The 24,022-nt window shown below is 74.3% G+C and carries 27 protein-coding genes; 8 read left to right on the top strand and 19 right to left on the bottom strand.

Annotation, left to right across the window (positions count from 1 at the left end; genetic code table 11):
• Positions 1 to 16: 16 nt before the first annotated feature.
• Positions 17 to 667: a phosphate signaling complex protein PhoU gene (phoU, locus tag E4P39_RS08135; RefSeq protein WP_135135887.1), complete on the top strand. Its 651-nt coding sequence runs from the start codon at positions 17 to 19 to the stop codon at positions 665 to 667.
• A 209-nt stretch (positions 668 to 876) separates the two neighbouring features.
• On the opposite strand, the gene E4P39_RS08130 is transcribed toward phoU, so the two are convergent.
• Genes E4P39_RS08130 through mshA form a run of 6 tightly spaced genes read right to left on the bottom strand, consistent with a single transcriptional unit; the run spans position 877 to position 6,648 of the window.
• Positions 877 to 1,662: a phosphoglyceromutase gene (locus E4P39_RS08130; RefSeq protein ID WP_245159709.1), complete on the bottom strand. Its 786-nt coding sequence runs from the start codon at positions 1,660 to 1,662 to the stop codon at positions 877 to 879.
• Positions 1,659 to 1,961: a hypothetical protein gene (locus E4P39_RS08125; protein ID WP_135135885.1), complete on the bottom strand. Its 303-nt coding sequence runs from the start codon at positions 1,959 to 1,961 to the stop codon at positions 1,659 to 1,661. The genes E4P39_RS08130 and E4P39_RS08125 overlap by 4 nt, the downstream gene beginning before the upstream one ends.
• Before the next feature lie 25 nt (positions 1,962 to 1,986).
• Positions 1,987 to 3,231, bottom strand: coding sequence for a pyridoxal phosphate-dependent aminotransferase family protein (locus E4P39_RS08120; RefSeq protein WP_167761689.1), 1,245 nt, complete (start codon positions 3,229 to 3,231; stop codon positions 1,987 to 1,989).
• A 35-nt stretch (positions 3,232 to 3,266) separates the two neighbouring features.
• Complete coding sequence (locus E4P39_RS08115; RefSeq protein WP_245159708.1) at positions 3,267 to 4,850, bottom strand: MFS transporter; 1,584 nt, start codon at positions 4,848 to 4,850, stop codon at positions 3,267 to 3,269.
• Complete coding sequence (locus E4P39_RS08110; RefSeq protein WP_135135883.1) at positions 4,847 to 5,365, bottom strand: YbjN domain-containing protein; 519 nt, start codon at positions 5,363 to 5,365, stop codon at positions 4,847 to 4,849. Before E4P39_RS08110 ends, E4P39_RS08115 begins: the two co-directional genes overlap by 4 nt.
• Positions 5,362 to 6,648, bottom strand: a complete 1,287-nt coding sequence (gene mshA / locus E4P39_RS08105) for a D-inositol-3-phosphate glycosyltransferase (protein ID WP_245159707.1) — start codon at positions 6,646 to 6,648, stop codon at positions 5,362 to 5,364. The genes E4P39_RS08110 and mshA overlap by 4 nt, the downstream gene beginning before the upstream one ends.
• 132 nt (positions 6,649 to 6,780) lie before the next feature.
• On the opposite strand from mshA, the gene E4P39_RS08100 reads away from it, so the two are divergent.
• On the top strand, positions 6,781 to 7,566 hold the full coding sequence (locus E4P39_RS08100; RefSeq protein ID WP_135135881.1) for an SDR family oxidoreductase: 786 nt from the start codon (positions 6,781 to 6,783) through the stop codon (positions 7,564 to 7,566).
• Positions 7,567 to 7,687: 121 nt separating this feature from the next.
• Here the strand turns inward: E4P39_RS08100 and E4P39_RS08095 are convergent, their stop codons facing one another.
• A complete protein-coding gene (locus E4P39_RS08095) occupies positions 7,688 to 8,695 on the bottom strand; it encodes a UDP-N-acetylmuramate dehydrogenase (protein WP_135135880.1) in 1,008 nt (335 codons plus the stop codon).
• Between the two features lie 75 nt (positions 8,696 to 8,770).
• Between E4P39_RS08095 and E4P39_RS08090 the strand changes: the two genes are divergently transcribed.
• Positions 8,771 to 9,628: a class I SAM-dependent methyltransferase gene (locus tag E4P39_RS08090; protein WP_135135879.1), complete on the top strand. Its 858-nt coding sequence runs from the start codon at positions 8,771 to 8,773 to the stop codon at positions 9,626 to 9,628.
• Positions 9,629 to 9,657: 29 nt separating this feature from the next.
• On the opposite strand, the gene E4P39_RS08085 is transcribed toward E4P39_RS08090, so the two are convergent.
• Positions 9,658 to 10,596: a UTP--glucose-1-phosphate uridylyltransferase gene (locus tag E4P39_RS08085; protein ID WP_135135878.1), complete on the bottom strand. Its 939-nt coding sequence runs from the start codon at positions 10,594 to 10,596 to the stop codon at positions 9,658 to 9,660.
• 80 nt (positions 10,597 to 10,676) lie between these two features.
• On the opposite strand from E4P39_RS08085, the gene E4P39_RS08080 reads away from it, so the two are divergent.
• Positions 10,677 to 11,525 (top strand): fused MFS/spermidine synthase, encoded by an 849-nt coding sequence (locus E4P39_RS08080; protein WP_245159706.1) that lies wholly within the window; start codon positions 10,677 to 10,679, stop codon positions 11,523 to 11,525.
• Here the strand turns inward: E4P39_RS08080 and E4P39_RS08075 are convergent.
• Entirely contained in the window at positions 11,515 to 12,027 is a 513-nt protein-coding gene (locus E4P39_RS08075; protein WP_135135876.1) for an O-acetyl-ADP-ribose deacetylase, read from the bottom strand. The two genes, E4P39_RS08080 and E4P39_RS08075, sit on opposite strands and share 11 nt — an antisense overlap.
• 23 nt (positions 12,028 to 12,050) lie before the next feature.
• On the opposite strand from E4P39_RS08075, the gene E4P39_RS08070 reads away from it, so the two are divergent.
• Positions 12,051 to 12,254, top strand: a complete 204-nt coding sequence (locus E4P39_RS08070; RefSeq protein ID WP_135135875.1) for a PspC domain-containing protein — start codon at positions 12,051 to 12,053, stop codon at positions 12,252 to 12,254.
• 56 nt (positions 12,255 to 12,310) lie between these two features.
• Here the strand turns inward: E4P39_RS08070 and E4P39_RS08065 are convergent, their stop codons facing one another.
• The 8 genes from E4P39_RS08065 to E4P39_RS08030 all read right to left on the bottom strand — a co-directional run bounded on the left by E4P39_RS08065 (position 12,311) and on the right by E4P39_RS08030 (position 18,293).
• On the bottom strand, positions 12,311 to 12,595 hold the full coding sequence (locus E4P39_RS08065; RefSeq protein ID WP_135135874.1) for a DUF2516 family protein: 285 nt from the start codon (positions 12,593 to 12,595) through the stop codon (positions 12,311 to 12,313).
• Positions 12,596 to 12,761: 166 nt separating this feature from the next.
• Positions 12,762 to 13,676 (bottom strand): hypothetical protein, encoded by a 915-nt coding sequence (locus E4P39_RS08060; protein ID WP_135135873.1) that lies wholly within the window; start codon positions 13,674 to 13,676, stop codon positions 12,762 to 12,764.
• The gene (locus tag E4P39_RS08055) at positions 13,673 to 14,191 is read right to left on the bottom strand and encodes a helix-turn-helix transcriptional regulator (protein WP_135135872.1); all 519 of its coding nucleotides are present in this window, start codon (positions 14,189 to 14,191) and stop codon (positions 13,673 to 13,675) included. Before E4P39_RS08055 ends, E4P39_RS08060 begins: the two co-directional genes overlap by 4 nt.
• Positions 14,192 to 14,278: 87 nt before the next feature.
• Complete coding sequence (locus E4P39_RS08050; RefSeq protein ID WP_135135871.1) at positions 14,279 to 15,265, bottom strand: asparaginase; 987 nt, start codon at positions 15,263 to 15,265, stop codon at positions 14,279 to 14,281.
• Positions 15,262 to 15,822, bottom strand: a complete 561-nt coding sequence (locus E4P39_RS08045; RefSeq protein ID WP_135135870.1) for an aerial mycelium formation protein — start codon at positions 15,820 to 15,822, stop codon at positions 15,262 to 15,264. Before E4P39_RS08045 ends, E4P39_RS08050 begins: the two co-directional genes overlap by 4 nt.
• A 76-nt stretch (positions 15,823 to 15,898) precedes the next feature.
• Positions 15,899 to 16,738: a 3-keto-5-aminohexanoate cleavage protein gene (locus tag E4P39_RS08040; RefSeq protein ID WP_135135869.1), complete on the bottom strand. Its 840-nt coding sequence runs from the start codon at positions 16,736 to 16,738 to the stop codon at positions 15,899 to 15,901.
• The gene (locus tag E4P39_RS08035; RefSeq protein ID WP_135135868.1) at positions 16,735 to 17,835 is read right to left on the bottom strand and encodes a folate-binding protein YgfZ; all 1,101 of its coding nucleotides are present in this window, start codon (positions 17,833 to 17,835) and stop codon (positions 16,735 to 16,737) included. Before E4P39_RS08035 ends, E4P39_RS08040 begins: the two co-directional genes overlap by 4 nt.
• Positions 17,832 to 18,293, bottom strand: coding sequence for a Fur family transcriptional regulator (locus E4P39_RS08030; RefSeq protein WP_135135867.1), 462 nt, complete (start codon positions 18,291 to 18,293; stop codon positions 17,832 to 17,834). The genes E4P39_RS08035 and E4P39_RS08030 overlap by 4 nt, the downstream gene beginning before the upstream one ends.
• 38 nt (positions 18,294 to 18,331) lie before the next feature.
• Here E4P39_RS08030 and E4P39_RS08025 point away from each other — a divergent pair, with 38 nt between their 5' ends.
• The 3 genes from E4P39_RS08025 to E4P39_RS08015 all read left to right on the top strand — a co-directional run bounded on the left by E4P39_RS08025 (position 18,332) and on the right by E4P39_RS08015 (position 21,611).
• Positions 18,332 to 19,180 carry an aminotransferase class IV gene (locus tag E4P39_RS08025; protein ID WP_135135866.1) on the top strand — a complete coding sequence of 283 codons (849 nt, stop codon included), beginning with the start codon at positions 18,332 to 18,334 and terminating at the stop codon, positions 19,178 to 19,180.
• Positions 19,181 to 19,250: 70 nt separating this feature from the next.
• On the top strand, positions 19,251 to 20,582 hold the full coding sequence (gene nhaA, locus E4P39_RS08020) for a Na+/H+ antiporter NhaA (RefSeq protein WP_135135865.1): 1,332 nt from the start codon (positions 19,251 to 19,253) through the stop codon (positions 20,580 to 20,582).
• 315 nt (positions 20,583 to 20,897) lie between these two features.
• Entirely contained in the window at positions 20,898 to 21,611 is a 714-nt protein-coding gene (locus E4P39_RS08015) for a hypothetical protein (protein ID WP_135135864.1), read from the top strand.
• Here the strand turns inward: E4P39_RS08015 and E4P39_RS08010 are convergent.
• Both E4P39_RS08010 and E4P39_RS08005 read right to left on the bottom strand, forming a co-directional pair.
• Positions 21,608 to 23,338 carry a DUF885 domain-containing protein gene (locus tag E4P39_RS08010; protein WP_135135863.1) on the bottom strand — a complete coding sequence of 577 codons (1,731 nt, stop codon included), beginning with the start codon at positions 23,336 to 23,338 and terminating at the stop codon, positions 21,608 to 21,610. The two genes, E4P39_RS08015 and E4P39_RS08010, sit on opposite strands and share 4 nt — an antisense overlap.
• Positions 23,335 to 23,868, bottom strand: coding sequence for an FABP family protein (locus tag E4P39_RS08005; RefSeq protein ID WP_135135862.1), 534 nt, complete (start codon positions 23,866 to 23,868; stop codon positions 23,335 to 23,337). The genes E4P39_RS08010 and E4P39_RS08005 overlap by 4 nt, the downstream gene beginning before the upstream one ends.
• Between the last annotated feature and the right edge of the window lie 154 nt (positions 23,869 to 24,022).

The raw sequence follows: 24,022 nt of genomic DNA, 5'->3' as shown, positions 1-24,022 counted from the left end.
ACGAGGAGGAACGACCGTGCGGGACAGCTATCGCGAAGAACTGGACGACATCAACAACTGCCTGGTGGAGATGGCCAACTCGGTCGGCTCGGCCGTGAGCACGGCGACGACGGCACTGCTCGACGCCGACGTCGCCCTGGCCGACCTCGTCATCGCCGGCGACAAGGACATCGACGCCACCCGGGAGAGCATCGAGCAGCGCTGCTTCACCCTCCTGGCCCGTCAGCAGCCGGTGGCCGGTGACCTGCGCACCATCACCACGGCGATGCGGATCGTCAGCGACCTCGAGCGCATGGGCGACCTCGCCGAGCACATCGCGAAGATCGCCCGGATGCGCTTCCCCGACCACGCCGTTCCGCAGGAGGTGCGGCCGGCGTTCCTCGAGGCCGGCCACGTCGCCGAGATGCTGGTCGCCAAGACCGGCCAGGTGATCGCCAAGCGGGACGTCGAGGCCGCGCGCGAGCTCGAGACCGACGACGACGCGATGGACCGGATCCACCGCGGGCTGTTCCGCGAGCTGCTCTCCGACAACTGGCCCTACGGCGTCGAGACGGCGATCGACATCACGCTGCTCGGCCGGTACTACGAGCGCTTCGCCGACCACGCCGTCAGCGTCGCCCGCCGCGTGGTCTACCTGGTCACCGGCGAGAAGGACATGCCTGCATGATCTCTGCCATCACCCTGTCCTCCTCCGGAGGACAGGGTGATGACACCGTCGTCCTCCGGACGACACGCGATGACTCTGTCCTCCTCCGGACGACACCGCGGCCATGAGCCGTCCCCAGCGCCGCTGAGCCGTTGCGTCGCGCCTGCGCGGGACCCTCCGGGCCCCACTCGGCGCGACAGGGTCCGCGCAGCTACTCCTGCCCTGGTTCTTTACTTCTTGCCCTGGTTCTTGACGGCCTCGATGGCGGCGGCGGCGGCCTCGGGGTCGAGGTACTGCCCGCCCGGCGTGACGGGCTTCAGGTCGTCGTCGAGGTCGTAGCGCAGCGGTACGCCGGTGGGGATGTTCAGCCCGACGACCTCGTCGTCCCCCATGCCGTCGAGGTGCTTGACCAGCGCGCGGAGGCTGTTGCCGTGGGCGGCGACCAGGACCGTCGCGCCGCTGCGCAGGTCCGGGACGATCGCGTCGTACCAGTAGGGCAGCATCCGGACGACGACGTCCTTGAGGCACTCGGTCGTCGGGCGGGCCTCCGACGGCAGGAAGGCGTAGCGGTCGTCGCCGTCCTGGGCGAACTCGCTGCCGGGCTCTATCGGCGGCGGCGGGGTGTCGTAGGAACGGCGCCAGAGCATGAACTGCTCCTCGCCGTACTCGGCGAGGGTGGCGGCCTTGTCCTTGCCCTGCAGCGCGCCGTAGTGCCGCTCGTTGAGCCGCCACGACCGCCGGACCGGGATCCACTGCCGGTCGGCCTCGGCCAGGGCCAGGTCGGCCGTCGCGATGGCCCGCCGGAGCACCGAGGTGTGCAGGACGTCGGGGAGCAGGCCGTTCTCGGCCAGCAGCTGGCCGCTGCGGGCCGCCTCGACCCGCCCCTTCTCCGACAGCGGGACGTCCACCCAGCCGGTGAACAGGTTGGCCTTGTTCCAGTCGCTCTCGCCGTGGCGGAGCAGCACCAGGGTTCCCGGGGAGGTCGTCACGCCGCCATCCTGCCGGACGGCGCTCATCCGGGGAGCAGCGGCCAGACCAGCCACAGCTCGTAGAGCGCGGGCGGGGCCAGTCCGAGCAGCAGCCAGGGACTGCGGACCCGCCGCGCGGCACCCCAGCGCACCGCGGCCACCACCGCGACGCTGCACAGCACGGCGAGCCCCAGCCAGAGCGTGATCGCGGCCAGGTCGACGACGAACAGCTGGGCGAACCCCAGCTGCACGGCGCACACGAGGAGCGGATAGACCAGGGCCGAGGCGGCGACGACCCCCATGAGCGCCCGGGCGCGGCGCGCGTGCGCGGGCGGGCTGTCGGGCATCGCCAGAACGCTAACCCGGCAGCGCTCAGGCCACGGCTCGGGCGGGGGCGTCCTCGAACGCGGCGCGCACCGCGGCCGCCACGACACCGGCGGCCGTGCGCAGCTGCTCCTCGGTGTGGGTGGCCATGACCGACAGCCGGAGGACACCCTGCCCCCGGGGGACCGCCGGATAGGCCACGGCGTTGACGTACACCCCGCCGTCGAAGGCGGCCCGCCAGGCGGCCGCCGTCACGTGCTCCTCGCCGGTCGGGACGGCGAGAACCGCACCCCGGCCCGGCAGCGGCGCAGCCCCCGCGGCGGCCAGCGACCGGCGGAGCAGCTCCCCGTTCTCGCGGGTGCGCGCCATGCGTTCCGGCTCGCTGCGCAGGATCCGCAGCGAGGTGAGCGCCGCGCCGACCGACGCGGGGTCGTTGGCGGCGCTGAACACGTACGGCAGCGCGGCGGCGCGGATGCCTTCGGCGGCGGCCCGCGAGGTCATGACCGCTCCCCCGACGCTGGCCAGCGACTTGCTGAAGGCGATCGTCACGGCGTCCACGCGCTCGAGCACCCCGGCCTGCTCCGCGGCTCCGCGGCCCTCGGCACCGAGCACGCCGAGGCCGTGGGCCTCGTCGACCACGAGCCGGGCCGAGAACCGGTCGCAGAGCGCGGCGATGTCGGCCAGCGGGGCGAGCTCGCCGGTCATGGAGTAGACGCCGTCGACGACGACCACGGCGCCGGCCCGCTCCTCCAGCCGTTGCAGCCGGGAGGTGAGGGAGTCCAGGTCGTTGTGGCGGAACCGGCTCACGGTTCCCCGGCTGGCCGCGGCGCCGGCGTGCACGCTGGCGTGCGCGTGCGCGTCGACGAGCAGCACGTCGCCCGGGCCGCCGATCGTGGACAGCAGGGCGACGTTGGCGTTGATCCCGGACGACGTGAGCACGGCCGCCTCGGCGCCGTAGTGGTCGGCCAGCTCGTCCTCCAGCTGGAGGTGCAGCCGCGTCGTCCCGTTGAGCACGCGGCTACCGGAGGTGCTGGAGCCGTACTTCCGGACGGCCGCGACGGCAGCCTCGATCACGCGGGGGTCGCCGGCGAGCCCGAGGTAGTTGTTGCTGCCCAGGTTGATCCGCTCGCGGCCGTCGTCGTAGCGGGTCAGCGGCTGCGGTGCCCCGCCGGTGGGGACGGCGTGCGTCGCGGCGCCGTCCCGTGAGTGCTGCCGGAAGAGCGCCGCGAGGCTGTTCTCCAGCAGCGGTGCGAAGGGATCCCGGCGGAGCACGAGGCCCAGCCTCTGCGGCACCCCGTCCACGGTCAACCGTGCGTTGCCCGAACGGGTCAGTGCGTGACCGGCTCCCCGCGCTGTCGCCGTCCGGGGAGCCAGACGAGCACCACGACCGCGGCGATCAGGCTCGCGCCGGCGGTGCCGACGGCGGTCGCGTGCATGGCGGCCACGAAGGCCTCGCGAGCGGGCTCCACGACGGTTGCGGCCTCCCGGGCGGCGTCGGCGTCGCCGCCCGCCTCGACGAGTCGCACCGCCTCGAGGGTGGCGACGATCGACTGGCGGGCCTCGGACCGGGCGTCGGCCGGCAGGACGTCCACGGCGCGGCCGAGGTGCGCCGAGTAGGTCGCGGCGAGCACCGAGCCGAGGATGGCCACCCCGAGCGCGCCGCCGATCTGGCGCACCGAGTTGTTGACCGCCGCCCCGGCACCGGCCTTCTCGCGGGGCACGACCGACATGATCGACTCGGTCGCCGGCGCCATGACCGAGCCCATGCCGAGCCCCTGCACCGACAGGATGACGATGAGCAGCCACAGCGGCGAGGTCTGGTCGAGGAGCTGGAACCCGGCGAACGACAGGGTGATCAGCAGGAACCCGGCCGCGCAGACGGCCTTCGCGCCGTACCGCTCGGCCAGCCGAGAGCTCCGCGCCGCCATGAGGGCCATGGCGATCGCGACGGGGATGAGCGCGGCCCCGCTCTGGAGGGGGCTGTACCCGCGCAGGCCCTGCAGGAAGTAGACGAGGTAGAAGGTCGCGCCCATCAGGGCGAAGAAGTTCAGGCCCAGCGCCGCGGCCGCGGCGGAGAAGGCGGGATTGCGGAACAGGCTGACGTCGAGGGCCGGGTGGGTCGACCGGCGCTGCAGCCAGACGAAGAGGCCGAGCAGCACCAGGCCGCCGAGCAGCGGCACGAGCACGCCGGGCGAGGCCCACGACTCGCCGGAGCCGCCCCGGATGATCCCGTAGACGAGGCCGGCCAGGGCCACGATCGACAGCAGCACCCCGGGGACGTCGAGCCGGCCCGGGTCGGGGTCCCGGGACTCGGGGACGACGGCCAGCGTGCCGCCGAGTCCGAGGACGGCGACCGGGACGCCGATGAGGAAGACCGCTCCCCACCAGAAGTGCTCGAGGACGGCGCCGCCGGCCAGCGGGCCGCCCGCGACGGCGAGGCCGGCGGTCGCGGCCCAGATGCCGATCGCCCGGCCGCGTTCGGCGGGCGGGAAGACGTTGCTGATCACGGCCAGGGTCGTCGGCTGGACCGCCGCGCCGCCGACGCCCATGACCGCCCGCCAGAGGATCAGCTCGAGCGGGCTGCTGCTGGAGGCAGCGAGCACCGAGCCGACCGCGAAGACCGTCAGGCCGATGAGCAGCACCCGGCGCCGGCCGATGCGGTCGCCGATCACGCCCCACGAGAAGAGGAGCCCGGCGAACACGAGGATGTAGGCGTCGACCGCCCACTGGAGCTCGCCATGGCTGGCGCCGAGCTCGCGCTGGACGGAGGGCAGGGCGACGTTGAGGATCGTGTTGCCCATGATCACCACGAGCAGGCAGACGGTCATGGTGGCCAGCACCCACCAGCGCCGGGCATAGCCGGGCGGCTCGGCGGGAGCCTCGGCCCGGACGGTCGGATCGGCCGTCGTCACGCCCCGTCGTCCGCGGGCCGCCGCGAGGGATCGGCGAAGGCGGCGAAGGCCTCGAGGTTGGCGAGCGACTCCCCGCGCTTGACCCGCCAGTCCCACTCGCGGCGGATCGACGTCCCGAAGCCGATCTCGAGCATCGCGTTGAAGTGGTCGTCGGCGTAGCTGAGCACCGCGCCGAGGATGCGGTCGAGCTCCTCGGGGGTGACGGCGGCGTGCGGCAGCCGCCCGGTCAGGTAGACGTCGCCGACGCCGTCGATCGAGTAGCTGACGCCGTACATGCGCGCGTTGTGCTGGAGCAGGAAGGTCCAGAGCTGCTCGCGGTTCTCGTCGGGCTGCCGGCAGACGAACGCCTCGACCCGGAGGGCGTGCTCGCCCACGATCAGGCCGCAGACGGTCTTCAGCTTCTTGGTGCCGGGGAGGTCGACCAGCCACCTGCCCGGCTCGGGGTGCTCGTGGGTGAGGTCGCCGTCCCGCAGCGTCGCCTCGATGACGGCGTCGAGCTCGGCGACCGTGCTCATCGCGCCACCCGGACGCCGGGCAGGGCTCGCAGCGGGCCACTCATCCGCCGCATGGGTTGCGCCGCCCGCGCCATCTCCGCGGCGGCGGAGACGTAGGCCTCGACGAGCGCGTCGGCGGTCCGGTCCCAGGAGAACTGCGCCGCGTGCCGCCGCGCGCCGGCCGAGAGGAGCTCCCGCCGGGCGAGCACCGCCCGGACCGCGGTGGCGTAGTTCCGGGGGTCGTGGCCGTCGACCAGCACACCCGAGATGCCGTCGCGCACCGCCGTCGGCAGTCCGCCGACGGCCGCCGCGACCACGGGGGTGCCGCAGGCCTGCGCCTCGAGGGCCACCAGCCCGAAGGACTCGTTGTGGCTGGGGACGACGGTGACGTCGGCGGCGCGGTAGAGGTCGGCCAGGCGATCGGGCGGCTGCGGCGGGAAGAAGTGGACGACGTCGGCGATGCCGAGGTCGGCGGCCAGCTTCTGCAGCTGCTCGGGCGCGTCCAGGCCCGATCCGCTGGGGGCGCCGACGACGTGCACGCGGAGACGGGCGCGGAGCGCCGGGTCGTCGGCGACCAGCTCCGCCGCGGCGTGCAGGACGACGTCCGGCGCCTTGAGCGGCTGGATCCGGCCGACGAAGAGCAGGACGACGGCGTCCTCGGGTGCGCCCACGGCGCGGCGGGCGGCCCGGTTGCCGGGGGCGAAGCGGTCGAGGTCGACGCCGGGCGGGACGACGAGCGTGCGGGCCGGGTCGGCCCCGTAGAGGCGGATGAGCTGGCGGGCCTCCTCCTCGGTGTTGGCGATGAGGCGGTCGGCCTCGTTCACCACCTGCTCCTCGCCGATGACCCGGGCCCGCGGCTCGGGGCGGTCGCCGTCGGCCAGCGCCTCGTTCTTGACCTTCGCGAGGGTGTGCGCGGTGTGCACGAGCGGAACGCTCCACCGGTCGCGGGCCAGCCAGCCCACCTGACCCGAGAGCCAGTAGTGCGAGTGGACGACGTCGTAGTAGCCCGGCTCGTGCTGGGCCTCCTCGCGGAGCACCGCGGCGGTGAAGGCGCAGAGCTGGGCGGGCAACTCCTCCTTGCCCAGGCCCTCGAAGGGTCCGGCGCTGACGTGCCGCACGGTCACCCCGGGCGCCATCTCGACCACCGGCGGGAGGTCGCTGGAGGTGGCGCGGGTGAAGATGTCGACGGCGATGCCACGGGCGGCCAGGCGCTTCGAGGCCTCGACGATGTAGACGTTCATGCCCCCCGCGTCGCCGGCGCCCGGCTGGTCGAGCGGGCTGGTGTGCACGGAGAGGGTCGCCACCCGCCGGGGCATCCCGGAGCGGGGAAATCGGCGTACGTGCACGTGCGGCGACCTCCGGCTCGGTCGTTCCGGGTTCGGGCTGCTGGGCCCCTGGCGGTTCTTCAATCCTGCAACAGCGTCAGGATGTGGTTCATGCCCGGTACCGAGTCCGCCCACGCCCCTGGTTCTCCCGCGCTGCCCGGAGCCGGCCGCACGGCCGTCGTCACCGGTGCCTCCAGCGGGATCGGGGCGGCCGCCGCCACACGTCTGGCCGCCGACGGCTTCGACGTCGTGGTGGGGGCGCGGCGGCAGGACCGGCTGGCGGCACTGGCGGAATCGATCGGGGCGCGGGCGCTGCCGCTGGACATCACCGACCAGGCGTCGGTGGACGCGTTCGCCGCGGCCCTGGACCGGGTCGACGTGCTGGTGAACAACGCCGGGGGCTCCTTCGACATGGCGCCCGTCGCCGAGGCGGACCTGGATTCGTGGGCCCGCACCTACGACGTCAACGTGCTGGGCACGGTGCGGCTGACCAAGGCACTGCTGCCGGCACTGCGCGCCTCGGGAGCAGGGGACGTGCTCTTCGTGGGCTCGACGGCGGGGCTGATCTCCTACGAGGGCGGGGCGTCCTACACCGCGGCCAAGCACGGCGTGCACACCCTGGCGGAGACGCTGCGGCTGGAGCTCAACGGCGAGCCGGTGCGGGTCATCGAGATCGCCCCGGGGATGGTGCGGACGGATGAGTTCTCGCGCAACCGGCTGGGGTCGGCGGAGGCTGCGGAGGCGATCTACCGGGGAGTGCGCGAGCCCCTGGTCGCCGAGGACATCGCCGACTGCATCGGCTGGGCCGTCACCCGGCCGCACCACGTGAACATCGACCTGATGGTGGTGCGCCCCCTCGCCCAGGCCGCCCAGCACAAGGTTCATCGGGAGCAATGACGCTGTCGATGACGCTGTCGTCCTCCGGACGACACCGCGACCACGTGCCGTTCCCCGGTCGCGTCGAGCCGCTGCGTCGTGCCTGCGCGGGACCCTTCGGGCCCCACTCGGCCCGACAGGCCTACGGCCTCACCGTCGTAGGTTCCGGGACCAGGGTTACGCCGAACTGCTCGCGGACGGCCCCTACGATGCGGTCGGCGAACTGCAGCAGCTCGGCTGCGGTGGCACCGGGCTCCGTCGTCAGCGCGAGGCTGTGACGGGACGACGTCCCGACGTTGCCCTGCCGGGTGCCGCGGCCGAAGCCGGCGGCCTGGACCAGCCAGGCGGCGCTGAGCTTGACGTGGCCGTCGCCGGCCGGCCAGCTCGGGCAGCCGTCGACGGCCCGTGCCGCGGGCACGATCGGGTTGGTGAAGAAGGAGCCGGCGCTGCGGCTGTCGGGGTCGGCGGGGTCCAGCACCATGCCCTTGCCGCGGCGCAGCCCGAGGACGGCGGCGCGGACGTCGGCCAGCGGAGCGGTCTCCCCCACCTCGACACCCAGCGTCCGGGCGAGCTCCGCGTAGCCGACCGGGCGCGAGTCGGCGCTCGCGTCCAGCGCGAACGTGACGTCGAGGACCACGAACCGGCCGGGCTCCCGCTTGAGCCGGCTGTCGCGGTAGGCGAACCCGCACTCGGCCGGCGCGAGCGTGCGCTCCGACTTCTCCGCGCGGTCGTAGACCCGGACCCCGGTGATCGTCTGCGCGACCTCCTGGCCGTAGGCGCCCACGTTCTGGATCGGCGTCGCCCCGGTCGAGCCGGGGATGCCGGAGAGCGCCTCCATGCCGGCCAGGTCGTTCTCCACCGTGTAGGCGACGAGCGCGTCCCAGTCGTGCCCCGCAGCGACCACCAGGGCGTCCCCGTCGCGCTGGATCCCGCGGCTGCGGACGAGGACGACGTCCCCGGGCCAGCCCTCGTCCGGCGCCACCACGTTGGAGCCGCCGCCCAGGAGGAGCAGCGGACGCCCCGCTTCGTCGGCCTCGCGGACCGCTGCGACCAGTTCGGCGGCCTCGGAGACCTCGACGAGCCGGTCGATCGAGCCACCCACGGCGAGGGTGGTGAGGTCCGCCAGCCGGACGTCGCGTCGAACCTGCACGTCCCCACGCTAGCCGGGACTACCCTGCGGACCGGTCAGCGCCGCAGGCCCGTGTTCCCCACCGGAGGTGTGTCGGTGAGCGAGGCGGACGGCGACCACAAGCGGCGGGCATCGCTGTCCCCGCAGCGGCGACCCCCGCGCCTGGCGGCCGGACGGGCCCGGGCCCTCGGACTGCCCACGCGGGGCACCACGAACGCCAACCGGCTGCGCCGCGTCGACCGCTGGTTGCTGGCGACCCAGGTGCCCCGGCTGCGGGACTCGGCCCGTCCCCTCGTCGTCGATCTCGGCTACGGCTCGTCGGCGGTGACCACGCTGGAGCTCGCCGCCCGGCTGGGCGCCGAGGTGGCCGGCCTGGAGGTCGTGGGCCTGGAGATCGATCCGGCGCGGGTGGCCGCGGTCGCCGCGGACCGGGACCCGCCGCGGGTCGATTTCCGCGTGGGCGGCTTCGAGCTCGCCGGGCTGCAGCCGGTGCTCGTCCGTGCCTTCAACGTGCTGCGGCAGTACGACGAGGAGTCCGCGGGCCGGGCGTGGGACACCATGCGCGCGGCGCTGGGTCCGGGGGGTCTCGTCGTCGAGGGCACCTGCGACGAGTGGGGACGACGGTCGGCGTGGGTGGCCCTGGACGCGGACGGGCCGCTCACCCTCACCCTGTCCACCCGGGTCGCCGACATCTCCACGCCGTCCGACCTCGCCGAGCGACTGCCGAAGGCACTGATCCACCACAACGTGCCGGGACAGCCCGTGCACGAGTTCCTCCGGGCGTTCGACGCCGGCTGGGCGGCTGCAGCGGGTCTCACGACGTTCGGCCCGCGCCAGCGCTGGGTGGCCGCCGTGGAGTCGCTCGCTGCCCAGGGCTGGCCCCTGGTCGGGTCGACCCGCCGCTGGCGGCACGGCGAGGTGACGGTGCGCTGGCCGGCCGTCGCGCCGGTCTGAGCTGTCGCCTTCGGCGGCGGATACGGCGGTCAGGCCTGCGGCGTGCCCTCCGCCGGCAGCTCCGCGACGAACTCGCGCAGGAAGGCGCGGAGCGGCGGCCCGAGGTCGTCGCGCTCGCTGGCCAGCCGGACGACGGCCTTGAGGTAGTCCAGCCGGTCGCCGGTGTCGTACCGACGGCCGCTGAAGACGACGCCGTGCATGGGTTCGCCGCGCTCGACCAGGGTGGCCAGCGCGTCGGTCAGCTGGATCTCACCGCCGCGGCCGGGGGCGGTCGTGCGCAGCACCTCGAACACCTCGGGGGCCAGCACGTAACGGCCGATGATGGCCAGGCTGCTGGGCGCCTCGTCGATCGGCGGCTTCTCCACCAGGCCGGTGATGGTGACGACCTCGTCGCCGTCGAGCACCGGGTGGGTGCCCGGCTCGATCGCGACGGCGCCGTACTTGTCGATGTTCTCAGCCCCGACGTCGAGCAGGGCGATCACCGAACCGCCGTGCTCGGCCTGGACGGCGAGCATGTGCTCGAGCAGGTGGTCACGCTCGTCGATCAGGTCGTCGCCGAGCAGGACCGCGAACGGTTCGTCGCCGACGAACGCGGCCGCCTGCAGCACGGCGTGCCCCAGGCCCCGGGCCTCGCCCTGCCGCACGAAGTGGACCTGCGCCACGTCGGTGGAGGCGTGCACCGCGGCGAGCCGGTCGGCGTCCCCCTTCTTCTCCAGCGCCGTCTCGAGCTCCGGGTGCCGGTCGAAGAAGTCCTCGATGGCGGCCTTGTTGCGGCCGGTCACCATCAGCACCTCGGGCAGCCCGGCCCGCGCTGCCTCCTCGACGATGTACTGCAGGGCCGGGCGGTCGACCACCGGCAGCAGCTCCTTCGGCACCGCCTTCGTCGCGGGCAGGAAGCGGGTTCCCATCCCGGCGACGGGAATGACGGCCTTCCGGGCGGCACGGGGCTGTTCAGTCCGATCGGGCATGCGCGGGAGCCTAATCATCACGCCCGCGCGAGGACGACAGGCCGGAGAGACGTTTCACCACTCGGGGCAGGATGGACTCCGTGGGTCGGTCCGGGGTGGAGGATGCGGAACAGCCGGAGGGGCCGCCCGGCGTGGAGCTGCTCGCCGACGCCGACCGGGACGGTTCCTGGATGCTCCTGGTCGACGCCACCCCTCAGTCGCACGTCGACCTCGCCGACCCGAGACACCTCGAGTTCGAGTACGTCCGCCGGATGGGTCACGTCCTCGACCTGGCGGCGGAACCGGGCGCGCCGCTCGACGTCGTCCATCTCGGCGGCGGCGCGCTCACGCTCCCCCGCTACGTGTCGGTGACCCGGCCCGGCTCCCGGCAGCGCGTGGTGGAGATCGACCAGCGGCTCACCGACCTCGTGCGCGAGCGGCTGCCCCTGCCGCGCGGCGCGCGGATCCGGGTCCGGGCGGAGGACGCCCGCGTGGGCCTCGCCGCACTCCGCGACCGCAGCGCGGACGTGGTCGTGACCGACGTCTTCAGCGGGGCACGCATCCCCGCGCACCTGACCAGCACGGAGTTCGTGGCCGAGGCACGCCGGGTTCTCCGGCCGGGCGGCCTCTACGCCGGGAACGTGGCGGACGGTCCCCCGCTCCGGTTCGCCCGCGCCCAGGTCGCCACGCTCCGCGCCGTCTTCCCTCACGTCTGCCTGCTGGCCGAGCCCGGCACACTGCGGGGACGGCGCTTCGGCAACCTGGTCGCCGTGGCCTCCGACGCGGAACTCCCGATCGACGGGTTCGTCCGCCGGTGCGCCGGCGATCCCATGCCCGCCCGGGTCGTCCACGGCGGCGACCTCAGCAGGTTCGCGGGCACCAGCCGGCCCGTCCACGACGCGGACGCCGTCGACTCACCGGTTCCACCGGACGGCGTCTTCAGCCGCTGAGGGCGGCCTCGAACGCCGCCAGCGCGCGGTCGTCGAAGAGCACGAACCGCACCTCCTGCACGTGCTGGACGGCCGCCGCCCGCACCCCGGCCACCGCCTGCCGGGCGGCATGGTCGATCGGCCAGCCGTAGACCCCCGCCGAGATGGCCGGGAAGGCGACGCTGTGCGCACCGAGGTCGTCGGCCACCCGCAGGCTCTCGGTGTAGCAGGAACGGAGGACGGCGGAGCGGTCCTCCGTCGCCGCCCAGATCGGGCCGGCCGTGTGGACCACCCAGCGAGCCGGCAGCCGTCCCGCCGTGGTCGCCACGGCCCGGCCGCGTGCCAGCCGCCGTTCGGGCAGCCCGGCCGCGATCGCCCGGCACTCCTCGAGGATGGCCGGCCCGCCGGCCCGGTGGATCGCACCGTCCACGCCGCCCCCGCCGAGCAGCCCGGGGTTCGCCGCGTTGACGATCACGTCCACGTCGACCGTGGTGATGTTCCCGCGCTCGGCACGCAGATCCATGTCGCGACCGTAGGGTCTGGGGCATGACCGTGCCCGCTCCCTACCGGCTGAGCCGAGACACCTCCAACAAGATGATCGGCGGCGTCTGCGCCGGCATCGCCCGCCGCTACGGGATCTCCCGATCCGGCCTGCGCCTGGCGTTCGTCATCTCGTGCGTCCTGCCGGGCCCGCAGTTCATCGCCTACCTGCTGCTGTGGGTCCTGCTCCCGGCGGACGACCGCTACTGATCAGGCCGCGGGGACGTCGGGCCGCGGAACGACGATCGTCCGGCGGCTCGGGGAGCTCACCAGCTGTTGCCGCGCCGCAGTCCCTTGACGGCCGGACGGACGTCCACCAGGTAGACGACCGCGGCGATCACGGCCGGGAGACCGAGAAAGCTCATCGGCCCCTGCCAGAAGATGATCAGTGCCGCGAGCCCGGTGATGGCGGCCCAGCCGGGCTTGGTGAGCTTGCCGGCGGCCACGAATCCGCTGGCCGGTCGGATCAGGGCGTCGATGAAGGCCCAGGCGGTCAGTGCCAGAACGCCCCAGTAGAGGACGAGGAACACCAGATCCTGGAACCCGTTCATGGCGCGAGCCTACCCGCCGGACCCTCCGGATCCGGCGGATCTGCGGGCGCGGATGAGCGCGGCACCCCCGAACGGAGGGGATGCGCGCTCGCGGACCGCCTCCGGACGCGACAGAGCCCCGGAGCGCTGGCCGCAGCTCCGGGGCTCTGGTCGAGGACCGGTGTCGTCAGTTGCCGGTGGTCTTCTTCGCGGGCACGGCCGTCGGGTTCGCGCGGCGAGCCGTGCGGGCGCGGGTCACCGTGCTGGTGGTGGCCTTGGCCGGCGACTTCTTGGCGGCGGGGCTGCTCTTCTTGGCCGGCGCCGTCGTGGCGGTGGTCGCGGCCGGCTTGGGAGCAGCCGGCTTGGGTGCCGTGGTCGTCGCGGCGGCGGGCGTCTCGACGGCGCTCTCGACGGTCGCCTTGGTCGACTCGGCGGCGTCCTCGACCTTCTCCTCGGCCTTGGCCGCAGCCTTGCTCGCCTTGGCGGCGGTCTTCTGGGCCACCGAGGTCACCTCGTTGGAGGTGGCGACGACGGCCTCGGCGAGGCCCGGCTTGGCGGCGGCCTTGGTCGCCTTGCTGGCGGTCTTCTGGGCCACCGAGGTGACCTCGTTCGACGCCTCGACGACGGCCTCGGCGGTCTCCTCGAGCACGTCCTCGAGGGTGTCCTCGACGGCGTCCACGGCCCGCTCGGCGCGACGCACGACCCGGCGGAAGGCGGGCTGGGTGCGCAGCTCCTCGACGACCCCGGCACCGCGCTCGGCCAGTGCCTCGAGGGTGGCCTGGGCCTGGGTGCGGGCGGTCTCGACGAGGCCGGCGACCGTGCTCTTCAGCACCTCGGGGCGGACGGCGGTGGCGATCTGCTGGGCGGCGCTGCGCGCCTGACCGGCAACCTCGGTCGCGCGGGTCCGCGCCTCCTTGGCGGCCAGGTCGGCCTGGACCTGGGCCTCGCCCGGCAGGGCCTCGGCCTTGGTGACGAGCTGCGAGACGGCGGTCCGCGCACGCTCGACGGCCAGGTCACCGGCGCCGATCGCGGCGAGGTTCAGGGTCTTGTAGGCGGACACGGCGGTCTCGCCGTAGTGCTTCACGGTCTGGGTGGTGGTCATGCCGACTCCTTCGTAGAGCGGGTCGTGGGCGTGGGAGAAGCTGTGGACTGGGAGGTGATGGGGGGAACAGCGAGCTGGGACTCGCGCACGTAGGTCTCGTAGAGCTCGAGCAGAACGGCCTTGTGCCGCTCCGAGAGGGCACTGTCCGAGCGGATCGCCGCGACCGTCTCCGCGTTCCCGGAGCGCCGGTCGAGGATGCCCGCCTGCTCGTAGAGCGTCTCGGCGCTGATCTTCAGCCCGCGGGCGATCGACGCGAGGATCTCCGCGGACGGCTTCCGGAGGCCGCGCTCCACCTGGGACAGGTAGGGGTTGCTGACCCCGGCGGTGCGGGCCAGCTCACGCAGCGAGACCCGGGCCGCACTGCGCTGCTCGCGGATGAAGTCACCGACCTGCGAACTGACGGCCGCGACGCTGGGCGCCTCCGCGACCGTCTCCGCGACACTGCCGGCGACCCGGTCCACCTTCTCGCGGACCGTCGTCACCTGCTCCCGGACGAACTCGCTGGGTGTCTGCACGACGCCAACTCTAGGCGGGGGTGCTAACTATTGCAAGCGGCGCTGCTAGCAGATCGCCGTGAGGACGGTCACATGCGAAGCAGCAGGTCAGAGCAGGAGCAGGGGCGCCGCCCGGACCTCTCCCACCACACTGTCCCCACCGGAGAGGGGCGTCACCGCCCACCTTGCAAGCACCTCGTCCGGAACTCTCAGCCGGCGCAGCCCGGCAGCCAGCGCCGGCGTCCGCCCGCGGTCACCGCCGTCGTCGAGTTTCAGCGCCACGGCACCCCTGCCCGGCAGCGCCGCCACGTGCACGCCGTCGGCCCCGCCCTTGACCAGCAGGCCGGGGATCGCCGTCATCAGGTCGGTGTCCTCCCGGCCGGTACCGGCCACCAGCCAGGGATGGGCCCGCATGGCGTCGGCGACGGACCGGTCCCGACTGCCCTCGGGCGCCTGGACCAGCGCCAGGACCCCGCGCGCCAGCCCGGTCACCGACAGGGCGTGCTGCGGTGCACCGCACCCGTCCACGACCACCGCGGTCACCGGCTCCGCCGCCGCCTCGGCCAGCCGGGACTCGATCACCTGCTGCAGCGGGTGGTCGCGGTCCAGGTAGCCCGCCGTGGGCCAGCCGGCGGCGACGCAGGCGCTGAGCATCGCCGCGTGCTTGCCCGAGCAGTTCATCGCCAGCCGGTCGGGCTGCCGGCCCTCGACGAGCCACGCGGCCCTCGTCGCCTCGTGCTGCGGCAGCGCCGGCGGGCAGCCCAGGTCGTCCGGCCCCAGCCCGGCCGCGGCGAGCATGGCCGCGGCGAGCTCCCGGTGGCCGTCCTCGCCGTTGTGCGAGCCCGCACCGATGGCCAGTTCCTCCGGGGACCGCGGCCGCCAGCCGGCCGCCAGCAGCGCCGTCGCCTGCACGGGCTTGTTCGACGAGCGCGGGAGAACGGGCCGGTCGACCGCACCCGCGGCGAAGGTCACCGATCCGGTGGCGTCCAGGACGACGAGCGACCCGCGGTGCGCCGACTCGAGGAACCCGGACCGCCGGACCTCGACGAGGACCGGGTTGTCGGGCCAGTCCGCCGGACCCTGCGGAGCGCTCAGTGCCGTCCCTCGTCGGCGAGCAGCTGGGCGACGTCGGCCTCGCCGTCGCGGTAGCGGCGGCCGAGCTCGGCGGCCAGGCCGTCCATCGCGTGCTGCACGCCACGACGCCGCTCGGAGAGCCCGCTCTCCGCCGTGGCCAGCGCGCGGGCGGCCTTCTCCAGCTTGGCGTCGGGAAGCGCGGAGATCGACGAGAGGTCGGCGCCGGGGGTCAGCGCGTTGACCCAGGACTCGTACTCCTCGGGGGCCTGCGGCTGGACCGTCTGGTGCCGGCCCAGGCCGTGCGCCGGACCGCGCCCCTTCTCCGCGAGGATCTCGGGGAGCAGGTCGACGAGCGAGCGTCCGTCGTCCTCCGCCCGCCGCTGCATCTCGCGGCGGACGATGTCCAGCCGCCCCTGGAGCAGGCGCCGGGTGTAGGAGAGGTTGACCTCCTGCTGCTCGGCCTCCCGGCGCAGCCGGCGGACCTCGGCCATCGGCTGGGTGGTCACGTTCTCGAGGAAGGCGGGGTCGAGGAGCGCGTCGACCTCGGCGCCCCCGGCCGGACCAGGCTTCGGACTCACGTGTTCTCCTCGCTGGCGCTCGTCAACGGCGTTCGCCGGACTGCTGTGTTCTCCGGTGAGCTCACCGCAGGCTCGCTCACTGGACGGTCTCCATCGGCGTGATGCCCAGGAAGCCTCGGGCATCGGCGGTACTCATCGGCGGGCGTTGGGCGATCCGGGCGAGACCGGCCGCGCGGGCCACCAGCTGAGAATTGTCCCGGACCGGCTCACCCGGAGCGTAGGTGAGCGTGTCCTCCATGCCCACGCGCAGGTGTCCGCCCGCCGACAGCGCGGCGAGCATCACCGGCAGCGACGTGCGGCCGATCCCGGTCGCGGCGAACGAGGCACCGGGCGGCAGGAACGGCAGGCACGCGGTCAGCGCCTGGGTCGTGCCCGGCATCCCGCCGGGCACGCCCATGACGAGGTCGACGTGCACGTGCCCGCCGTGCGGCGGGCCGTGGCGGTCCAGCAGCCGCTGGAGAGTGGCCAGCTGACCCAGGTCGAAGACCTCGTACTCCGGCACGATCCCCCGCTGCTGCATCTGGGTGTGCAGCTCGACGATGAGGTCCCACGGGTTGGCGAACACGTCGCGACCGAAGTTGACCGTGCCCAGCGTCAGCGAGGCCGCGTCCGGCTGGGCGTCGAGGACGGCGAGGCGCGCGTCGAACGGGTCGGTGACCGCCCCGCCGGAGGACAGCTGGACGACGAGGTCGGAGGACTCGCGCACGGCGGCCACCACCTCGCGCACGTACCCGAGGTCGAGGGTGGGACGCGTCTCGGCGTCCCGGATGTGCAGGTGGACCACCGAGGCGCCGACCGCCTGGCAGTCCCGCGCCGCCGCCGCGATCTCCGCCACGGTCACCGGCAGGGCCGGGACGTCGGCCTTCGCCGTCTCCGCCCCCGTGGGCGCCACGGTGATCAACGTGCCGGAACTCACCGCCCGATCGTCGCAGACCGGACGGCCCGCACACGCTCCCGAGCCGCCGCGCGCGCCTCGTCGGTGTCCTGCGGGGCGTCGTCGGGGTCGATCGAGGCGGCCGATCCGGCGACGGTGAGCGCCGCGTCCAGCGCGACCGACTGCTTCACCAGGGCGAGGGCGATGACGCCCAGCTCGTAGTGCCGCACCACGCTGCCGACCCGCCCGACCTCGCGAGCGCCGGCCATCACCGGCGTCCCCGGTTCGGCCAGCACCTCGCTGACGCCGTCGAGATGGAGCAGGACCAGGCGCCGCGGCGGGCGGCCGAGGTTGTGCACGCGCGCGACGGTCTCCTGGCCGCGGTAGCAGCCCTTGTCCAGATGGACGGCGGTGGTCAGCCAGCTCAGCTCGTTGGGGATCGTGCGGTGGTCGCTGTCCACGCCGCAGCGCGGACGGCGGGCCTCGACCCGCAGCGCCTCGTAGGCCTGGCGCCCCGCCGGCGCGGCCCCCGCGGCCAGCAGACGCTCGGCGACCACCCCCAGGTCCGTCCGGGGGACGATCAGGTCGACCACGGGAGCGCCGTCGCCGATCGGGGGCATCCGGCGGACGAAGCCCGCGTCGAGGGCGCGTACCTCGTAGGCCGCCGCGGGGACCGGCAGACCGGCCCGCTCCAGCACGTCGTCCCCATCAGGGCCCACCAGGCTCAGCACGGCCCACTGGCCGGTCACCAGGGCGGGCTCGACGCGGAGCAGGAAACGCATCCGGTCGAGGAAGGTGTGCAGGGCTCCGCCCGTGCCGGGTTCGACGTCGGCCCACGTGGTGCCGTCGAGGTCGGCGAGCACGAGGTGGTGCTCGACGTGGCCCTGCGGGGAGAGGACCAGCGCCTCGGTGCCGGTTGCGTCGGCCAGGCGGTCCAGGTGCTGGCTGGTGAGGCTGTGCAGCCACGACAGCCGGTCCGCGCCGGGAACGACGAGGACGTCGCGGTCGCCGCGGTCCACCAGCCCGGCACCCTCGGCGAGCAGCCGCTGCTCCCGCAGGGGATCCCCGTAGTGGGCGGCGACTGCACCGCCCTCCTCCTGCACCGCGCCGGGCAGGGCGAGGAGCGGCGAGCTGGTCATGAGGACTCCGATCGTTGCCGGCACGCTCGGCACGCCCCGGTGAGCGCGACGTGTCCGACGTCCACGGTGAAACCGTGTTCGGCCGCCAGACGTTCCGCGGCGCCGTCCAGGATGCCCGGGTCCACCGACGACACGTCGCCGCAGGAGGAGCACACGACGTGCAGGTGCGGGTGCTCGGCCACGTGGTAGACCGGCGCCCCCTTGCCGAGGTGGGTGTGCCAGACCAGGCCCAGCCGCTCGAGCAGCTCGAGGTTGCGGTACACGGTGGAGGTGTCCGGCGCCGGGCCGTCGGGGCCGGCCTCCTCGCGCAGCCGGGCGCCGATCGAGTCCGGCGTCGCGTGCTCGAGCGCGGTCACCGCCGCGAGCACCCGCCGCCGCTGCGCGGTCAGGCGCAGGCCGCGGGCCCGGAGCCGCTCGGCGAGCGGTTCCTCCGGCGTTGCCACGTGGTCGTGCCCCATGCGCGGAGCCTATGCCGCCGGTGCGGCAGGCTGGGGCCGTGGACGATCTGCGTGCGGTGGCGGTCTGGCGGGGCGGCGCGGCGGTGGCGGTGCCCGCGGACGAGCCGGTGGTGTCGGCCTTCGATCAGGGGCTGGGCCGCGGGGACGGCGTCTTCGAGTCGGTCGCCGTCGTCCGCGCGCGCACGCCGCACCTGGCCGCGCACCTGGCCCGGCTCCGCTCGTCGGCCGCGCTCCTGGAGCTGCCCCACCCGGGCGACGACGCCTGGCACGCCCTCCTGGACGCCGTCCTCGGCGGCTGGCCGGCCGACGTGGAGGGCGTCTGCCGCCTCTTCCTCACGCGCGGTCTCGGCGAGGGGATGCCGTCCACCGCCCTCGCGCTGGTGTCCCCCGTGCCGGCCGAGACGCTGCGACAGCGCGGCGAAGGCATCTCCGTGGTCAGCCTCGGGCTCGGCGTCCCGGCGGCCTTCCGCGCGGAGGCACCGTGGCTGCTCGGGGGCGCGAAGACGCTCTCCTACGCGGTCAACATGGCGGCGCAGCGGCACGCCCACGCGCTCGGCGCCGACGACGTCGTCTTCACCTCCGTCGAGGGGCACCTGCTCGAGGGTCCGACGTCCACCGTCGTCTGGGCCGCCGGCGGAACGCTGCACACGCCGCCCCTGGACACCGGCATCCTGGCCGGCACCACGATGACGCGGCTGTTCGCCCGGGCCGAGGGCGACGGATGGCCGACCTCGGTCACCGTGGGGACCGTGGCCGACCTGCACGCCGCCGACGCGGTCTGGCTGCTCTCCGGGGTCCGCGGCGCGGCCACGGTCCACACGCTGGACGGCGAGCCGCGGGGTGACGGCGGGCTGTCGGAACGCGTCCGCGCCCTGCTCGCCGGGTAACGTCGCACCCGGTGCGCCGGGAAGTCTGGTCGGCAACGTCCTCGCCGACCCCTTCCCCCGGAGCCGCCCCGTGACCGGATCGCCCGTTCGCCTCCTCGGCCGGGGCTCCTATCCCGAGGCCCAGCGCATCGCCGCGGTCCTCCGCAAGGAGACCGTGGGCGGCGCGCTGCTCCTGGTGGCCGCCGCGATCGCGCTGATCTGGGCGAACTCCCCCTGGGCGGGCGCCTACCAGACCGTGCGGGACCTGCGGGTCGGGCCGGCGTCCCTGCACCTGGACCTGACGCTCGGCACCTGGGCCGCGGACGGCCTGCTGGCGATCTTCTTCTTCGTCGCCGGCCTCGAGCTCAAGCGGGAGTTCGTCGCGGGCGACCTCCGCGAGCCCCGCCGCGCGGCGCTCCCGGTGGCCGCGGCGGTCGGCGGCATGGTCGTCCCGGCGGTCTTCTTCGTGCTGTTCAACCTGGACGGCCCCGAGGGTGCGCTGCGCGGCTGGGCGATCCCGTCGGCGACCGACATCGCCTTCGCCCTCGCCGTCCTCGCGGTGATCAGCACCCACCTGCCCAGTGCGCTGCGCACGTTCCTGCTGACCCTGGCCGTCGTCGACGACCTGTTGGCCATCGTGGTCATCGCGATCTTCTACACCGACGAGCTGAACGTGCCCGCGCTGCTGCTCTCGCTGCTGCCGCTCGCGATGTTCGCGGTGCTCGTGCAGCGCGGGGTCCGAACGGCCTGGCTGCTGCTCCCCCTGGGGGCGGTCACCTGGGTGCTCATGCACGAGTCGGGAGTGCACGCGACCGTCGCCGGCGTCCTGCTGGCCTTCACGGTGCCGGTGGTGCGCAGCGAGGCTGCGGGCGGGCCGGAGGCCGGGCCCGGACTCGCCGAGCACTTCGAGCACCGCATCCGGCCGCTGTCGACGGGCGTGGCGGTGCCGGTCTTCGCGTTCTTCTCGGCGGGCGTGACGGTCGGCGGGTTCTCCGGGCTCGGCGCCTCGCTCGGGAGCAGCATCGCGATCGGCATCGCGGTCGGCCTCGTGGCCGGAAAGGCGATCGGCATCAGCGCGGCCACCTGGCTGGTGTCCCGCTTCACCCGGGCGCAGCTGGACGAGAACCTCGGCTGGCCCGACGTGCTCGGCCTGTCCCTGCTGGGCGGGATGGGCTTCACCGTCTCGCTGCTCGTCACCGAGCTCGCGTACGGGACGGAGAGCGAGAGCTACGACCACGCGAAGGTGGGGATCCTCGGCGGGACCTTGCTGGCGGCCGTCCTCGCCGCCGTGCTCCTGCGGCTGCGCAACCGCCGGTACAAGCGGATCGAGGCCGACGAGCGGCGCGACTCCGACGCCGACGGCATCCCGGACGCCTGGGATCCGGTCGACGACCGCAGCTCGCCGCCGTTCGCCGACGGCTGACAATTCCGGTTGCCGGGCCGCTTTCGGCCGTCGTACCGTCGTCGTACACGAGAGAGGAGGTGGTCCGTAACTTGCTGAGCTACAGGACTCGTGAGGTGGCTGTCCGCTAGCCGCCGTCCAGATGGGCCGCCCGTTCAGACTCGCGTCTGAGCGACGGCAGTTTCGCCCGTCCGTCGTACGGCGGCGAGCGAGAACCGGACAGTCACCCGACCCCCGGGCCGCCGACATTTGTCCAGTCGGCCCGCGTGCAGCTGCCTCCGCGGAGGACGGCGCCGCGGAGCAGCCCGGGGGTTGTCCGTCCCTCCGGGAGGGTTCGTGCAGCTCGGCGGCCTCCCGGTCGAGACCGACGTCTCCACCGGCATCTGGCTCTCCTCCGGTCGCCGGCGCGCCGATCCCGGGACGGTGGGCAGCCTGGTGCCGCCGGTGTTCGAGGCCTACGCCCGCGTCTTCCACCCCGCCGTCCGCTACGTCGGGGACGACGACGTCGAGGTGTCCTGGGCCGAGGTGGCCGCGCACAACGGCACGGTCGCGCACCCGTTGATGCAGTGGACGGCCGTGACGCACGGCCCCGTCGACAGCCAGCCGCCGGTCTGGGACGACGGCCCCAGCGAAGGTCACCTCCCCGTCGCCGTCGCCGACCGCCTGAGCGACCTGCTCGGGCGGCACACCCGGACACCCGGCGAGTGCCTCTTCGGCCGCTGGGACGGGTTCGGCTACGACCTGGCCGATCCGGAGGTCCCGCCGCGGCTGCTGCTGCGCGGGGGGCACGACGTCGTCCTCGTGCGGGGCGAGGTCGCGGACGCGCGCCGCAACCTCGCGCCGGAGCCGAACGAGCAGAGCGCCAACCTCTGGTGGCCGGCCGACCGGGCCTGGTGCGTGGTGAGCGACATCGACCTGCGGTGCACCTATGTCGGCGGCAGCGCCGCCTGCATCGGCGAGCTGCTCGCCGCACCGGGCCTGGAGACCGCACCCTCCGACGCCGCCGACCGGATCGCCATCGACCCGGTGAACCCCGTTCCCCGCGGTTAGAGCGCCGCGAGCTCCGCGGCGAGGTCGTCGAGACCGAGCGACCCCTGCGACAGGGCCGCCATGTGCCAGGCCTTGAGGTCGAAGTCCGCGCCACGCGCCTGCTGCGCCGCCGCCCGGCCCTCGAGCCACGCCCGCTCCCCCAGCTTGTAGCTGATCGCCTGCCCGGGGATGCCGAGGTAGCGCACCAGCTCGCTGTCGAGGAACCCGGGATCGGCGCCCGAGTTCGCGCCGAGGAAGGCGCGCGCCAGCTCCGGCGTCCACGGCTGCCCACGGTGGTCGGCGAGGACGCCGTCGGCATCGTCCGGCACCGGGAGCCGCAGGTGCATCCCGATGTCGATGACCACCCGCACGGCCCGGAGCTGCTGCGCGTCCAGGTACCCCAGCCGCTCGGCCGGGTCGGCGAGATAGCCGAGCTCGTCCATCAGCCGTTCCGCGTACAGGGCCCAGCCCTCGACGTTGGCGCCGACGGACCCCAGCGACGTCTGGTACGTCGACAGCGATCCCGAGACGTAGGCCCACTGCGCCAGCTGGAGATGGTGGCCGGGAACGCCCTCGTGGTACCAGATCGAGACGAGGTCCCAGAGCGGGAAGCGGGTGCGGCCGAACGTGGGCAGCCAGGTGCAGCCCGGTCGGGAGAAGTCCTGCGCCGGCCGCGTGTAGTACGGCGCCGCGGCACTGCCCGGGGGCGCGATCATCGCCTCCACCCGGCGGACCGGCTCGGCGAGATCGAAGTGCGTGCCGTCCAGCGCGGCGATCGCGCCGTCCATCATCGCCTGCAGCCGCTCGCGGATGGCCTCCACGCCCTCGACGGCCGGCCCGTGCTCGTCGGCCCAGCGCATGGCCACCATCGGTGTGGCGCCCGGGAGCAGGCGCTCGGCCTCGAGCCGCTGCTCGGCCAGGATCCGCCGGTGCTCGGCCCAGCCCCACTCGTAGGCCTCCTCGAGGCCACCCCGTCCGGCCGCGGCATCCGCGCCGAGGTCGGAGCCGGTCCATCGGCGGACGGCGACGGCGTAGCGCTCCCGGCCGACGTCGTCGGGCGTCCCCTCGGCCCGGGACGCGTACTCGTCGCGCAGGAAGTCCCGGATGCCGGCCACCGCCTCGTCCGCGGCCTGGGCGGCCGCGTCCAGCTCGGCGCGCAGCGCGTCGGGGCCGGCCGCGGCGAACGTGCCGAAGTACGGCCCGGCGGCCCATTCGTCGAGCTGGGCCACGACGGTGGTGACCTGACGGGGGGCGGCGAACAGGCCGCGGCGGGTGCCCTCCTCGAGGGTCGCGCGGAACCCCCGGTACGCCTCCGGCACCCGCGCCATCCGGCGGGCGATCACGGACCAGTCATGCTCGGTCGCCGCCGGCATCATCACGAAGACCTGGCGCACGACGTGGAGCGGGCTGAACAGGTTGTTCAGCATCCGGTAGCCCTCGCCCGCCTCGTGCCCGGCGAGCTCGGCACCGAGCCGCTCGCGGAGCAGCCGCGCGCAGCGCCGCTCCACGGCGTCGTCGGCCAGGGACGCGTCGGCGGCCAGCACCCGGTCCAGCTCGCCGAGGGTGGCCCGGACCAGGGCCTCGTCCGCCGCCAGCCCGGCCGGGCTCAGGTCGGGCAGCCCGTCGTCGCCGGGGCGGGTGCCGAGCGAGGTGGCCACGATCGGGTCGAGGTCGCAGACGGCGTCGACGTACCGGTCGGCGACCTGCCGCGGGGTGGCGGGACGCCCGTCGGACGGCGGAACGGTCATCGGAGCCGCTCGAGCCGGGCCGACATCCACGGGCGGGGCAGCTCGTCGGGCCCCGCCCGGTCGATGGCGTACATCAGGGCGCCCTCCACGATCCCGTACAGCCGCACCGCCCGCGTGACGTCGGGTGCGTCGGGGGTCCGCGCCAGGACGTCGGTGGTGAGCTCCCAGCTGGTCGTGGTCCGGGCGGTGCCGACGTACAGCTCGACGATGCCCTCGGCCCCGGCGACGACCAGCTCGACGTCGTCCTGCCCCCGGGGACGCCAGAAGCCGGACTCGCGGACCCCGGGGCCGACGACCGCGCCGTCGTCCGTGAGCGGCCAGCTGCGCGACTCGTAGGCCAGGAACCCCCGGCCGTCGTGGCTGAACCGGATCCACTGGCCGAACCGGTGGTCACCCGCGGCTCCGGCCGCCTGCCCCTCGCCGTGCCACTCCCCGAGCAGGGGCAGCAGGGCGAGCAGGTCCTGGGAGACCTCGGGCCCGGACCGGACGTCGACGGTGTCGGGGACCGGCAGCGCGGTGGCGTCGGTCATCGCCGGGCGCCCTTCGGCCGGCGCGAGAGCCGGAAGGCGCCGTACGCGCATCCGACGGCACCCAGCGACGTCATGACGATCAGCGCCCAGGCAGAGACCATGCGCCCCACGGTAATGAGGCCGGGACCGCTGCCCACGAGCGGTCCCGGCGCGG

The organism is Blastococcus sp. CT_GayMR19 (assembly GCF_004570385.1).
Classification (GTDB): Bacteria; Actinomycetota; Actinomycetes; order Mycobacteriales; family Geodermatophilaceae; genus Blastococcus_B.
Note: the sequence above shows the minus strand (reverse complement) of the source record. Positions and strands in the feature narration are given on the sequence as shown.

Bases quoted from the DNA above. Each gene is read 5' to 3' on its own strand.
- E4P39_RS08060 (WP_135135873.1), bottom strand. From the start codon at position 13,676: ATGACCACCACCCAGACCGTGAAGCACTACGGCGAGACCGCCGTGTCC.
- E4P39_RS08030 (WP_135135867.1), bottom strand. From the start codon at position 18,293: ATGGGGCACGACCACGTGGCAACGCCGGAGGAACCGCTCGCCGAGCGG.
- E4P39_RS08100 (WP_135135881.1), top strand. From the start codon at position 6,781: ATGCCCGGTACCGAGTCCGCCCACGCCCCTGGTTCTCCCGCGCTGCCC.
- E4P39_RS08070 (WP_135135875.1), top strand. From the start codon at position 12,051: ATGACCGTGCCCGCTCCCTACCGGCTGAGCCGAGACACCTCCAACAAG.
- E4P39_RS08065 (WP_135135874.1), bottom strand. From the start codon at position 12,595: ATGAACGGGTTCCAGGATCTGGTGTTCCTCGTCCTCTACTGGGGCGTT.
- E4P39_RS08075 (WP_135135876.1), bottom strand. From the start codon at position 12,027: ATGGATCTGCGTGCCGAGCGCGGGAACATCACCACGGTCGACGTGGAC.
- E4P39_RS08005 (WP_135135862.1), bottom strand. From the start codon at position 23,868: ATGACCGACGCCACCGCGCTGCCGGTCCCCGACACCGTCGACGTCCGG.
- E4P39_RS08010 (WP_135135863.1), bottom strand. From the start codon at position 23,338: ATGACCGTTCCGCCGTCCGACGGGCGTCCCGCCACCCCGCGGCAGGTC.
- E4P39_RS08110 (WP_135135883.1), bottom strand. From the start codon at position 5,365: ATGAGCACGGTCGCCGAGCTCGACGCCGTCATCGAGGCGACGCTGCGG.
- E4P39_RS08125 (WP_135135885.1), bottom strand. From the start codon at position 1,961: ATGCCCGACAGCCCGCCCGCGCACGCGCGCCGCGCCCGGGCGCTCATG.
- E4P39_RS08130 (WP_245159709.1), bottom strand. From the start codon at position 1,662: ATGAGCGCCGTCCGGCAGGATGGCGGCGTGACGACCTCCCCGGGAACC.
- E4P39_RS08085 (WP_135135878.1), bottom strand. From the start codon at position 10,596: ATGCCCGATCGGACTGAACAGCCCCGTGCCGCCCGGAAGGCCGTCATT.
- E4P39_RS08035 (WP_135135868.1), bottom strand. From the start codon at position 17,835: ATGACCAGCTCGCCGCTCCTCGCCCTGCCCGGCGCGGTGCAGGAGGAG.